Source organism: Ideonella sp. A 288 (genome assembly GCF_002198735.1).
GTDB lineage: Bacteria > Pseudomonadota > Gammaproteobacteria > Burkholderiales > Burkholderiaceae_C > Pseudaquabacterium.
In genome coordinates this window covers 1-11,726 of record NZ_MWLO01000135.1, presented here as the reverse complement: position 1 = coordinate 11,726, position 11,726 = coordinate 1, and the positions used below count along the sequence as shown (strand labels likewise).

The 11,726-nt window shown below is 67.9% G+C and carries 14 protein-coding genes and 2 pseudogenes; 10 read left to right on the top strand and 6 right to left on the bottom strand.

Annotation, left to right across the window (positions count from 1 at the left end; genetic code table 11):
* From virB11 to EOINJALH_RS19140, 6 genes and pseudogenes are all read left to right on the top strand, one after another.
* On the top strand, positions 1-1,034 hold a 1,034-nt coding region (gene virB11 / locus EOINJALH_RS19165), incomplete at its 5' end, for a P-type DNA transfer ATPase VirB11 (protein WP_088283126.1).
* Positions 1,031-3,018 (top strand): annotated as a pseudogene (locus tag EOINJALH_RS19160) (type IV secretory system conjugative DNA transfer family protein); the annotation flags it as partial. The gene virB11 and the pseudogene EOINJALH_RS19160, both read left to right, overlap by 4 nt.
* A 115-nt stretch (positions 3,019-3,133) precedes the next feature.
* On the top strand, positions 3,134-3,778 hold the full coding sequence (locus EOINJALH_RS19155) for an OmpA family protein (protein WP_088283011.1): 645 nt from the start codon (positions 3,134-3,136) through the stop codon (positions 3,776-3,778).
* A 39-nt stretch (positions 3,779-3,817) separates the two neighbouring features.
* A complete protein-coding gene (locus EOINJALH_RS19150; RefSeq protein ID WP_088283009.1) occupies positions 3,818-4,978 on the top strand; it encodes an LPD7 domain-containing protein in 1,161 nt (386 codons plus the stop codon).
* 170 nt (positions 4,979-5,148) lie between these two features.
* Positions 5,149-5,520: a hypothetical protein gene (locus EOINJALH_RS19145; protein ID WP_199873424.1), complete on the top strand. Its 372-nt coding sequence runs from the start codon at positions 5,149-5,151 to the stop codon at positions 5,518-5,520.
* Positions 5,517-5,687 (top strand): hypothetical protein, encoded by a 171-nt coding sequence (locus EOINJALH_RS19140; RefSeq protein WP_199873423.1) that lies wholly within the window; start codon positions 5,517-5,519, stop codon positions 5,685-5,687. The genes EOINJALH_RS19145 and EOINJALH_RS19140 overlap by 4 nt, the downstream gene beginning before the upstream one ends.
* A gap of 87 nt (positions 5,688-5,774) precedes the next feature.
* Here EOINJALH_RS19140 and EOINJALH_RS19135 read toward each other — a convergent pair whose 3' ends face one another.
* Together EOINJALH_RS19135 and EOINJALH_RS19130 are read right to left on the bottom strand one after the other, a co-directional pair.
* Positions 5,775-6,554, bottom strand: coding sequence for a relaxase/mobilization nuclease domain-containing protein (locus EOINJALH_RS19135; protein WP_310732319.1), 780 nt, complete (start codon positions 6,552-6,554; stop codon positions 5,775-5,777).
* A gap of 15 nt (positions 6,555-6,569) precedes the next feature.
* Positions 6,570-7,145, bottom strand: a complete 576-nt coding sequence (locus EOINJALH_RS19130) for a hypothetical protein (protein ID WP_088283007.1) — start codon at positions 7,143-7,145, stop codon at positions 6,570-6,572.
* Positions 7,146-7,527: 382 nt separating this feature from the next.
* Between EOINJALH_RS19130 and EOINJALH_RS31310 the strand changes: the two genes are divergently transcribed.
* Genes EOINJALH_RS31310 through EOINJALH_RS19115 form a run of 4 tightly spaced genes read left to right on the top strand, consistent with a single transcriptional unit; the run spans position 7,528 to position 9,540 of the window.
* Positions 7,528-7,968 (top strand): hypothetical protein, encoded by a 441-nt coding sequence (locus EOINJALH_RS31310; RefSeq protein ID WP_144290090.1) that lies wholly within the window; start codon positions 7,528-7,530, stop codon positions 7,966-7,968.
* Positions 7,965-8,339: a hypothetical protein gene (locus tag EOINJALH_RS19125; protein ID WP_088283005.1), complete on the top strand. Its 375-nt coding sequence runs from the start codon at positions 7,965-7,967 to the stop codon at positions 8,337-8,339. Before EOINJALH_RS31310 ends, EOINJALH_RS19125 begins: the two co-directional genes overlap by 4 nt.
* Positions 8,336-9,079 (top strand): StbB family protein, encoded by a 744-nt coding sequence (stbB, locus tag EOINJALH_RS19120; RefSeq protein ID WP_088283003.1) that lies wholly within the window; start codon positions 8,336-8,338, stop codon positions 9,077-9,079. The genes EOINJALH_RS19125 and stbB overlap by 4 nt, the downstream gene beginning before the upstream one ends.
* Positions 9,076-9,540 (top strand): hypothetical protein, encoded by a 465-nt coding sequence (locus EOINJALH_RS19115; RefSeq protein WP_088283001.1) that lies wholly within the window; start codon positions 9,076-9,078, stop codon positions 9,538-9,540. Before stbB ends, EOINJALH_RS19115 begins: the two co-directional genes overlap by 4 nt.
* 93 nt (positions 9,541-9,633) lie before the next feature.
* Here the strand turns inward: EOINJALH_RS19115 and EOINJALH_RS19110 are convergent, their stop codons facing one another.
* The 4 genes and pseudogenes from EOINJALH_RS19110 to EOINJALH_RS19095 form a co-directional block, all read right to left on the bottom strand.
* Positions 9,634-9,951 (bottom strand): type II toxin-antitoxin system RelE/ParE family toxin, encoded by a 318-nt coding sequence (locus EOINJALH_RS19110; protein ID WP_088282999.1) that lies wholly within the window; start codon positions 9,949-9,951, stop codon positions 9,634-9,636.
* Complete coding sequence (locus tag EOINJALH_RS33340) at positions 9,948-10,424, bottom strand: YlcI/YnfO family protein (RefSeq protein ID WP_310732318.1); 477 nt, start codon at positions 10,422-10,424, stop codon at positions 9,948-9,950. Before EOINJALH_RS33340 ends, EOINJALH_RS19110 begins: the two co-directional genes overlap by 4 nt.
* Before the next feature lie 100 nt (positions 10,425-10,524).
* On the bottom strand, positions 10,525-11,415 hold the full coding sequence (locus EOINJALH_RS19100; protein WP_088282996.1) for a DUF932 domain-containing protein: 891 nt from the start codon (positions 11,413-11,415) through the stop codon (positions 10,525-10,527).
* A 79-nt stretch (positions 11,416-11,494) separates the two neighbouring features.
* A pseudogene (locus EOINJALH_RS19095) lies at positions 11,495-11,726 on the bottom strand (single-stranded DNA-binding protein); the annotation flags it as partial.

Here is an 11,726-nt window from a genome sequence, read left to right as displayed (position 1 = left end):
TCGAGTTCCTGCGCCCGCTGCGCGAGCAGCTCGACGCGCCGGGCGTGCTCGAAGTCTGCGTCAACCGTCCCGGCGAACTGCTGGTCGAGACCGTGCTCGGCTGGCAAACCGTCGCCGCGCCTGAGATGACGCAAGAGCGCTGCCTGTCGCTGGCCACCGCAGTGGCCACCTTCTGCGACCAGCAGATCAACCAGGAACGGCCGTTGTTGTCAGCGACGCTCCCCAGCGGCGAGCGCATTCAGTTCGTGATCCCGCCGGCCGTGCCGCGCGGCACCGTGTCGATCACGGTGCGCAAGCCGTCGGAGCTGATCAAGCGCCTGGACGACTTCGAGCGCGAGGGCCTGTTCGAGCGGCTGGACCCGGCACGGGCCACCGTCGGCCGCGCCTCGTCGAGCGACCTGCTGCCCTTCGAGCAGCAATTGGTCGATCTGCGCGATGCCGGCCGCTACGCCGAGTTCCTGCGCCTGGCCGTGCGCCGGCACCAGACCATCGTCGTCAGCGGCAAGACCGGGTCGGGCAAGACGACCTTCATGAAGGGCCTGGTCGAGGAGGTGCCGCGGCACGAGCGCCTGATCACGATCCAGGACACCGCCGAGCTGACGCTGCCGAACCACCCGAACGTCGTTCACCTGTACTACAGCAAGGACGCGCAGGGCACGGCGCGCGTCACCGCCAAGTCGCTGCTCGAAGCTTGCCTGCGCATGAAACCCGACCGCATCTTCCTGGCCGAGGTGCGCGGCGACGAGTGCTTCTACTTCGTGCGGCTGGCCGCCTCGGGCCACCCGGGCAGCATCACCAGCGTGCACGCCGGCAGCTGCGCGCTGGCCTTCGAGCAGATGTCGCTGATGATCCGCGAGAGCGGCGCCGGCGGCGGATTGCTGATGCACGAGATCAAGTGGCTGCTCGGTGTCGTCGTCGACGTGGTCGTGCAGTTCGACCGCGACGAGCGCGGGCGCTTCATCTCTGACGTGTTCTACGAACCGCGCAGGCAGCGCCTGGGGCGCTGGGACGACGCGATGGCGGCGGCGTCATGAGCAGCCTCACTGCCCTGCCAATGTCCGCGTGGCCGACCGGGCGCAAGGTGGCCGCGGGGCTGTTTGCCGTCGTCGGCTTCTTGGTGCTGGCCGGCCTCGCGCTGTACCTGTCGGCAGTGCTGTTCCTGGTGATGAACAAGGCAGACCCGCGCCAGGCCCGCTTCGCCAGCATCGCGCACTACTGGCAGCTGTACGCCGACGATGCCCGGCTGCGCAAGAAGCTGCTGGTATCGATGGCGGTGTCGGGGCTGGGGCTGCTGGTGGTGCTGCCGATGGCGCTGATGGCTGCGGCCCGTCCGCGGCGGCCACTGCATGGCGATGCGCGCTTCGCGACTTCGGCCGAAGTCGCGCGCGCCGGCCTGACGAGCCAGTCGAGCCAGCCCAGAATCCTGATCGGTCGACACCGCGGCAAGTTCCTGGCTCTGCCAGGCCAGCTCTCGGTGATGCTGTCGGCGCCCACCCGCAGCGGCAAGGGCGTCGGCGTCGTGATCCCGAACCTGCTGAACTGGCCCGACTCGGTGGTGGTGCTGGACATCAAGGGCGAGAACTTCGACGTCACCGCCGGCTACCGCGCCGAGCACGGCCAGGCGGTCTACGCCTTCTCGCCCTTCGACGACGACGCCCGCAGCCACCGCTGGAACCCGCTGAGCGCCGTGCGGCCCAGCCCGCTGCACCGCGTCGGCGACCTGCTGACCATCGGGCAGGTGTTCTTCCCCAGCGACGGCATGGGCAGCTCGTCGGAGGCCTTCTTCAACGACCAGGCGCGCAACCTGTTCCTGGGCCTCGGACTGCTGCTGCTGGAGACCCCGGCGCTGCCGCGCACGATCGGCGAGATGCTGCGGCAGTCGTCAGGCAAGGGCCGGTCCCTGAAGGACCACCTGGGCGGGTTGATCGCGCAGCGGCGCGATGCGGCCTCGATCGCCAGCCCGGCGCTGTCTGACGAGTGTGTGGACGCGCTGCAGCGGCTGCTGGCGAACTCCGAGAACACGCTGTCGAGCGTGGTGGCCACCTTCAATGCGCCGCTGACGATCTTTGCGGATGCGGTGGTGGATGCGGCGACCAGCGCCAACGACTTCCGGCTCGAGGATCTGCGGCGGCGGCGGATGTCGGTCTACGTGCGCATCCCGCCGAACCGGCTGGCCAGCGCCCGGCCATTGCTGAACCTGTTCTTCTCGCAGCTGGTCAGCCTGAACACGCAGCACCTGCCGGCGCAGGATTCGACGCTGAAGCTGCAGTGCCTGCTGGTCAACGACGAGTTCGCGGCGATGGGGCGCGTGGGCATCGTCACCTCGGCCGCGGCCTTCCTGGCCGGCTACAACCTGCGGCTGTTGACGGTGGTGCAGGCGATGTCGCAGCTGGACGCGGTGTACGGCGATAAGGAGGCGCGGACGTTTGCGACGAACCACGGGCTTCAGATCCTGTATGCGCCGCGGGAGCAGCGCGACGCCGACGAGTACAGCGCGATGCTGGGCCATTTCACCGAGCGGGCCACGTCGCGGGGGCGCAGCCGCTCGTACAGCGGTCACGGCCACAGCACGGTCAGCCGCAACGACAGCGACCAGCGCCGGGCCCTGCTACTGCCGCAGGAGTTCAAGGAACTGGGCAGCGAGCGCCTGGTGGTGATCTTCGAGAACTGCAAGCCGATCCTTGGCGAGAAGATCCGGTACCACCGCGAGCGGGTCTTCATCGAGCGGCTGCGCAAGGCACCTGTGGTGCCGCGGATGGACATGGATCTGCATCTGGCGCGGGTTCAACAACGCTGGCGCTATGCCGACGATGACCTCGCGTCGGGCGAGAGCCTGGACGCCGACCGATTGGCCTACGACCTGGCCAAGTGGTGCGATCTGCCGGACAGACCGATCGACGAGGTGGCCGAGGGCATGCTCGACTTCCTGGGCGGCGGCCGGCCGGGCCACCTCGGTGTCGGAGGCTCGATCGAGCCCGTTGAAGACGACGACGGCGTGCTGATGGTCGACGTCTCGGCNAGTGTCGGAGGCTCGATCGAGCCCGTTGAAGACGACGACGGCGTGCTGATGGTCGACGTCTCGGCTCAGGCAACGACCTTGGCACAACCCCTCTGAACTCGCGTGGAGGTTGCAATGCGCTCCGTCACACCCTTGATCCCCTGGCTCCTGATGCTGGGCTCCTGCGCGTCGCCACCCAAGCCGCCGACCGTCGACGAGTCGACGAAGCGGCCAGCCAACTCGGCGATGGCCATCGCGCTGCAGGTCTGCAAAACCGACCTGAAGAACACCCGGCTGCTGGCTACCGACTCCAGCCGCCTGGCAGAAACCACCGCGGCCACGCTGGCGAACCTGGGCGCGCGCCAGCAGATGCTGGCCGCTCTGCAGGGGCCGTCCGGTCGGCAGGTGCAGGCCAATAACGTCTTCACCGTCCGTTTCGATTTCGGCAGCACGCGCGTTGTCATCCCCACCGAAGTGACCTCGGCCCTGGTCGAGGACGCCAAGGCCGCGCCCCTGGTCCTGCTGCGCGGCCGGACCGATGGCGCCACCGACTCCCTCGCCGAAAGCCGCATCGCCCGCCAGCGCGCCGACGCAGTGCGCGACGTCTTGGTCGGTGCTGGCGTCGATCCGGCGCGCATCCGCGCGACCTACCAGCCCGTCGGCGACCACGCCGCCGACAACTCGAGCCCGGCCGGACGGGGCCTGAACCGCCGCGTCGAGATCGAGCTGTACCGGGCGCTGCCGGTTGCCGTAGGCGCGTCGGCCATCGCGGCGCCCTGAGCGGATGCCCTTCCCTGCCCCAACCCTCGCGAGGACACCATGGATGCAGACCACCCTTCCACCGATCGAACCGCGCCGGCCCCAGGCGGCACCGTCGAGCCTGCCAATCGCGCCGGCGTCGCCAAGGAGCGCTTCCAGACGCCGGTCGAGGTGCCCGGCGAACGCTACGAACTGCGCGATCCGTTTGCGGATGTCACCTACCGAGCGAACACGCTGGCCGATATGGTGGCCAAGGCCGAGCAACTCGGCAGCAGCCGGTTCGTGGCGCTGGACCAGGAAGGCCGGCGGACCCCCGTGCAGAAGGTCGATGGGACGTGGCAGCGCGGGCCGCAGCGCGCAGCAGCGCCCGAGCGTCCCCTGGATCTCGTGCCGGTCCGCGACGACATGCCCGAGGCAACCCGCGCGGCCAAGGCGCCGACCACGTCGAGGTCCCAGGCACCGGCCGAGGCCGCCCCGGACAAGACCGACGCCAAAGCCATCGCCAGGATCGACACCCAGGCCGAGCGCGCCGCCCAGGTGGCGCGGATCGAAGCCGCACTGAGGGACCGCTACCTCATCAAGCGGGCGCCGGTGACCCTGAGCGATGTGACCATCGGCCGCACCGAATACCGCTTCCGCGGCGACACCTCTCGCGTGGCCTTCACCGAATCGACCTTCCGGCTGGCCACCGACACCAACAGCCCGTCGGTGGCCCGGTCGATGGTCGACGTGGCCGAGGCGCGGAACTGGCGCGGGGTTCGGGTGTCGGGCAACGAGGACTTCCGGCGCATGGTCTGGCTCGAAGCCTCGGTCCGCGGCGTGAGGGCTCTCGGCTACGAGCCGAACCCGGCCGACCTGGAACTGCTGAAAAGGGAACGCGAGGCCCGGCTCGTCAACCGGATCGAGCCGGCCCGGGGCGATGGCCCCAGCGCTGCCGAAGGTCCGGTGGAGAAGGCCTCAGGCCGCGGCAGTGGAGGACGCAAGGCGGTGCTGGCCGCGATCGAGGCGGTACTGATCGCCAAGCGCGTGCCCGAGCCCAGGCGCGAGGCCATCCTGGCCGCGGCAACCGAGAAGTTCGCGCAGCGCATCCGCGATGGCAAGGCGCCCAGCGTCAAGGTCTGGGACGTGGCCGCGCCGACCCAGCGGACGGTCGAGCGGCCCGCCGGGGTGCCCACGCCCGAGGTGCAGCGCACGCGTGATCGGGCGGCGCCCGTTCGTTGAGGCAAGGCAGTGTTCCGCATTGAAAGCGGGCCGCTGAAGGAGATGCTCGATCGGATCAATGAGCGCGCCAACTATGGAGACACGGCAAGCGGCAGGTTCCTTGCCGATGAGTTTTCCAAGGAACCTTTCGGCTGGGACTCGAGGCCATCCGCCTTCTAGTCCTTTCGCTGTTGCGCGCCGGCAAGGTAGAGGCGACCAGTAAAGGCCAGACGATCGACTCGCTAGCCAGCGTCGACGCTCGCGAAACCTTCAACAACAACAACCTCTTCCGGCAGGCATCGTTCCGACCTAAGAAGGGGATTGAGTTCGAAGAGCTAGTCAAGGCGTCCGAGGCCTTCCGCGACACCTTTGGCAAGGAGGTTCGGGAGCTGAATGCCGGTGCGATCGTCAATGAGCTGCGCCGCGAGGTCACACACCATGAAGACGCTGTGGCAACGTCCTTCGGGCAGTTGAACCAGCATCGATTGCCAGGCGTCGGAGTTCTCGACGTCGCACTCGGGCAGATGAAAGCCAGGGGAACATCAAGCCACTCAGGTCGTTGACTGAGCCCCTCCAGGTTGCGAAGGACAACGGCGCAAAGCGAGCGCTGATTCCGATCGAGAACAAACGCAACTTCCTGGACGTCAGCGCCGACATCATGGAACACGTGGATCCCATCTTTTTCGGCGATCCGAAGACAGCGGCGATGAAGGTCCTGGGGCTGGTCTGATTGGATGAATCGTTGTACGAGAGCCTGTCTGCAAATAGAGGAATACCATTATTGTGTTTCGTCAGTGGAGACATTATGCGCATCTCTTCATTCAATTTTCGAGGACTGCCCGACACGCCATAAGGCTTTAACCAGATGGGTCTTCCCGGTGACGGGTCCACCGACCAGCACGATGCTGTGCGCGTCGTCGGCGAAGGCGGTGTTGGCCAGGAAGGTGGCCTCGGCCTCTATGCCATGCCCGCGCAGCTTCTCGGCAAAAGTCTCTCGCCACCGGTGTAGGTCGGCCTTCCGTGGGTTCAAGCGCTTGCCGTGCTTGGACTCAGCCCGCACGCTGATGTGCACATGCGGATTGGCCTGGTGATCGTGCAGGACCATCACGTACTTGTGATCGGACAGTTCGGCTTGGGCGAACTCTCGCGCCGCACGCTGCACACTCAGCGGATTGGTGCCCTGTAGCATCGACAGCATGATGTTGAAAGCCTCGCGGCGGTGGCCGGGCTCGGCGTCGTCGGGGATCAAGGAGCCACCAAAGCGCCATTCATCAGCCAGATCGCTCAAGGTGTCCTTACCCCGCATCGTCTCGCCGCGCTGGTCCTCGATCTCCAGCCGGCCGTTCTTACTGATGTAGCGGAAGTGCGCAGCGATTGCCTTCATGCCACGCCCGCCGCCCGTCACCTTGACCATGACCTGGGGCGCACGCCGAACCACCGTCGCCTCGATGCGTTTGCGGATGGCAGCCGCTCGCATGCGTGCCGCGTCCCCGCCCATCTTGGGTTGCGGCTTCACCTTGACGACCCGGTTGCCTGGGTAGAACAGGCGGTCGCCCCAGGTGATCAAGATGCCGTCGATGTTGGGCGGTTGAGCCATGGCGATCTCCTTTCGTCATCGCGTGGAGTGAGCTGAGGACGCGGCGCTGCGGCTGCGGGGCTGCAGGTCGGCCAAGACGCGAGCAGCTAGTTCGAGGTGTCGCCGCACGTCGTCGGCCAGCGTGTCCAGCATCTCTCGGTAGGGCCTCGCCGGTTCGACGTTGGCCTGGCGCAGCAGCGCAGTCAGGCGATGGATGTTGCGGCTGAGGGTCGACAGCTCGGCGCTGGAAGCCATCAGAGTAGCGATGTACTCGGCACGGCTGGCACCGGCAGACAGCACGGGCACATTGGCGATGAGGCCGGCCAGGTAAGCGCCTCGCGACAGGCCCGCGGCGCTCGCCCCTGCGGCGAGTTGCCGAGCTTCCTCGGCCGACATACGGATCGACAGCTTGACGCTGGTCGCCTTTGAAGCTGCAGAGCTGGGCACGTCCACGCGCCCATCCTCGCCCTCGACTGCAAGCCCGATCTCGCGGGCCACCGCCCCACGTAACAGCACCGACACGCTGACTCGCTCCGCCTGCGCACGCGCGACCAGCGCGGCCTTCAAGCCGCGCATGTCGACCGTGACGAAGTCATGGGCAGTGGTGTTCATGAGCCGACGGATGGAGGGACGCGAAGCGCTTGTGAAACTGGCGGCAGGCCGCCTATCTCTGCACTCACCAATGCATTCAGTATTGGCTCGGATCGAGGCACCAGGGCCGATGATTCCGAGCCGAAAATCATCGCGGTGGCTGCGCGACGGTCATCCGGGTGGACCGTTAGCGGACTGAAGCCGGCCCTGATGCGGACTGGCACCGGGCTGAAGCGGGCCGCGTCGGGCTGCCTCCGGCCCAAACCCGGTCTGCACCCGGACCGCTACCGGACCGCGTATCGCGTTGAGCCGTCAGGCCGATGATTTTTCGACTGAAGTCATCGCCTTCTTCGACAGTCGGCGAGGCCACACTGACAGAATGGAGCGATCACGGGCTGAGCCAATGCAACTCAATCCCAAGCAGCCACCGGGCCACGCCAAACGCAAAGCATTGCGGTACGCGAACGAAGTCCATCGCCTGCGGGCCGAGGGACACACGCTGGAAGCCATTCGTCAGGCGCTGCTCGATGCAGGTGTCTCGGTCAGTGTCAGCACAGTCTGGCGCGAGGCAAATCGGCCCCCAAGCGATTGGGGGCTCGCGCCCGCGAAAGACGTACTCCCAACGCTGGACGAGTTGCCGCCATGCAGCCCGACGCCGGCGACGGCGGCAACGGCAACGACGCCGCAGCAGTTCGGCGCAAACAGCGATCTGCCGTCCGGCATCACCAGCGCCAGATCCGCCCCTGCAATCCCCGACGGCGTCCGCGATCGTTCGACCCTCGGCTTGCTGTCCAGGCTTGTCGAGGCCCTGCGTCGGCTCGGCCGTGCCGGGCAAGTCCCATGACCCTGGCACCAAAGCTCCCGCCAGGGCGGGCCAATCGCAAGGCGCTGCAGTTCACCGCGGACATCCATCGTCTGCGCAGCTCGGGCTACACCTTCTCGGCGATCCGCACAGCACTTCTGGAGGCCGGCGTCAGCGTGGGCCTCACCACCATCAAGCGCGAGGCGGCACGGCCAGGGCCCGGCGCCACGCACGAGCAGCGACAGAGCGTCACCCAGCAGCCGCCGTCGACGACCGTGCCGACAACCGCCCGCCCCGAGGTCCCGATGCCTTCTGCGCGGGTGCCCACGAGCCCCTCCGGCCGCGAGATCGCCGAGGCGTTCTTCGCCGCCCACCCGAGCAACCCACTGTTCCAGACGAAGGAGAATTCATGAAACTCGCCGTCATCAACTTCTCCGGCAACGTTGGCAAGTCGACCGTCGCTCGCCATCTGCTCGCCCCCCGCATTCCCGGCTGCCAGGTCGTTGCAGTCGAGAGCATCAATGCCGACGAGGACCAGTCCGTGACGATCCGTGGCCGACAGTTCGCGCAGCTGCAGGAGTTTCTGCAGAGCGTCGACAACGTCGTCATCGACATCGGCGCGAGCAACGTCGAAGAGTTGCTCAAGCTGATGCGCCGCTATCGCGACAGCCAGGAAGACTTCGACGGCTTCATCGTGCCCGCAGTGCCGGCCCGCAAGCAGCAGCAGGACACGGCCGCGACGCTGGCCGAGCTGGCTCGCATCGGAGTTCCGCCTGAACGGCTGCGGCTGGTGTTCAACCAGGTCGACGATGACAGTCCGATCGAGCGCGCCTTTGAGACGCTGCTGGCCTACTGCGCCACGTCCGGCGTGGTGCAGCCCTGCAAGTCGGCGTGCATCTCGTTCAACGAGGTGTATGCGTTGGTGCGCGGCACGGGCCAGTCTCTGGCCGAACTGGCGGCGGACCCCACCGACTACAAGGCCGAGATCGCCAAGACGGCCTCGCAGGCCGACAAGATCGCCCTGGCGCGCAAGCTGGCCACTCAGCGCCTGGCCCGCGGGGTCATCCCCGAGCTCGACGCGTGCTTCGATGCCCTGGACCTGCACCGCTGCCGTCGACGCGAGGGCAGCGAAGCGCCGCTGGCGGCCTCATGAGCGGGCCGAGCAACACCCGTGAGGCGCTGATAGCAGAGGCGATCGGCGACCTCGGCACCATGATGCGGGACATGGCCGCACTGGCGCCGCTGTTGGAGGATTCCCGCGAGGCGCTTTTGCAGGCGAAGGACGAGTTGCGCGAATCGCTGGCGGACTTCCAGAACCGCGTGCTGGCCATCAGCGACAACGCCAAGACGCAGACGGTCAAGTACATGGCGGTGAAGGCGGACGAGATGACGCGGCGGTCCATCGACCAGCAGGGCCGGGCGATGGCCGACGCGGCGCGCGTGGCGCTGGGGGCCGAAGTCGGCGCGATGCTGCAGTGCTGGCAAGCGACCTTGCAGGCGCTGATCGATCAGCAGCGGACGCGGCGGTGGGAGGCCTGGTTGACCCACGTCGCCGCTGCAGCCGTCGCCTCGGCGGCGACCTTGGGTTTGCTCACGTTCCTGGGGCACGGCTGACGTCGCGCGCAGGGCGGTCGCAGCCCGCGGATGCGGCGCACACGCCGTCGAGCGCGACATGCGGTGCAATCGGCCCGCCAGGCGGTCGCATCGTCAGTGGTAATCGTCTTCAAGCTGGTGGCGCACTGCGAGCACGGTGACGTTCGCGTCGTCCTCGATCTCGAACAGGGCCACGTAGCCTGACCTTCCGAAGGGAACGATCAGTTCCCTGAGGAAGGGGCTCTGGCTGGCCTTGCGGCAGGTGAACGGCGACGACGCGAGTGTCGCGATGCCGGACCGCAACGCGCCTATGGCCTGCTCCGGCAGCGTCAGGTCGCCGCCGTCGCGGGCCAGTTCGCGCTCGACGAGGAAGTCGAACAGCCGTTCGAGGTCCGCCTCGGCGTGCCTCGTCAGCCTGACCCTGAAGGTCACTTGCCGTTCTTCGCCAGGCGCACGCGCGCGGCGTCGACCTTGCGCTGCAGGCCGTCGAGCACCACGCCGGCATCGACGTAGTCGCCGGTCTGCCGCGCCTCGTCACGGGAGCGCAGACCACGGGCAATGAACTCCGCCTGCACCTGCCGGCGCTCGACGCTCGCGCGCACGGACGCCTCAACGAATTCGGAGAGCGTCTCGCCATCGGCCAGCACCGCCTCGACCTCGGCGCGGAAGTCGGGCTCGACGCGGACGGACGGGATGGTGGCGGTCTTCATCGGCACAGTGTATCGCAATTGCACCACACGGCGCCGTCCTGCGTGGTCGGCTGGCTCTCCGCGGGCCGGTAGAAGCCGGCCCGCGCGGATCTTCTCGGCGATATCGCATGCGAGGGCAAGGTCGTCAGTCTGCGCTGCTCGAAGAGGTCGTGCAGCGCAGGCGGCGATGTCGGGGCGGATGGTGTCGTGGCGCATTCGCGGCTCGTCGGGTTCCGGACGGGCGACCCGCCCAATGGTTAGGCCGGTCGGTGCCATTCGGCGCGATGACTTTGATCGCAAAGTCATTGCGCTCCGGTCAAGCCTTCAGCGTGCGCATCTCCTCGGCCAGCATCCACAGCGCGCGGTTCAGGCTGACGCTGCGGTCGATGCTGCCCACCGGGCGGGTGTGGACACGCCGGCCCAGCGCGCTGCGGCCGAGCTGGCCGCCACGAAGGGCGTTCTCCTGGACACGCTGGAACGTGGTCCACAGGCTGTGGCCCAGGTCCTCGGGCCGCCGGGCCTCGATCAGCTGCGCGGCGGTGACTGGCGCGGGACTGTGGCCGCCCTCGTCCTCGATGGCGCGTTCGCCGAAGCGCAGCGCCAGCGCCGCGGTCGCGAACGCGATCTCTTCGGGCGGCTGCAGTTGCAGCGCCTTCATCGCCTCGGTGTGCTCGTCCACCGCCTCGAACTCGTCGAGCACGCGGAAGGCGCCTTCGATCACTTCGTTCTGAACATCACCCCGGTGCGGGATGCGGAGGTCCTCCACCACCTCGCCCACCACCAGGCCGTTGCTGCAAACGAAGCGGAACATGCCCGCGAGCATTTGGTAGCTGCCGGCACCGTCGTGGCTGTTGATCAGGATGATCTCGTTGACCTCGGGCCGGGTCTGCACCTGGCCGCTGGTGTCACGGTGGTGGCGCATGCGGATCATGTGCTTGGTGAACGCTGCCTTGCCCTCCACGCGGCTGGCGCCCTGGGCGACCATGAACGGCTCGAAACCTTCACGGCGCAGGCCGCGCAAGACGTCGATGGTCGGGATGTAGGTGTAGCGCTCGGAGCGGCTGGCGTGCTTGCCCTCGGCAAAGATCGACGGCGCGGCGTGGCGCATCTGGTCTTCGCGAAGAGGCTGGTCGCTGCGCAGCACGCGGGTGCTGGGCGCGAAGCGGGTGGCCAGGGTCGGGGTCGTGTGGTTCGGGGTCGCGTACATGATGGGTTCCTTCGATCGTTGGGTGCGGTGCGAAGGGCGGGCGCCAGGCCGTGCCGGTGATGCCCGCCCTGCCCTGGTGTCAGGCCCCGGCGTGCGCCGGCTGGCGGCCGTTGCGGGCCCGGGGGCTGCGGCTCGTGGTGCCGGCGGGCGCGGCGTTTGGGGGCGCGTGGCCGGCGGCGCCGTCGTCCGGGCCGGTGCCACGGGCGCGGCGGGCTTCGGAGTCGGCCCGGCTGTCGAGGTAGTCGATTTCCTCGGCGGTGAAGGCCATGCCGTAGACGGTCTCGCCGTCCTTCTCGAAGTTGTTGTTGCGC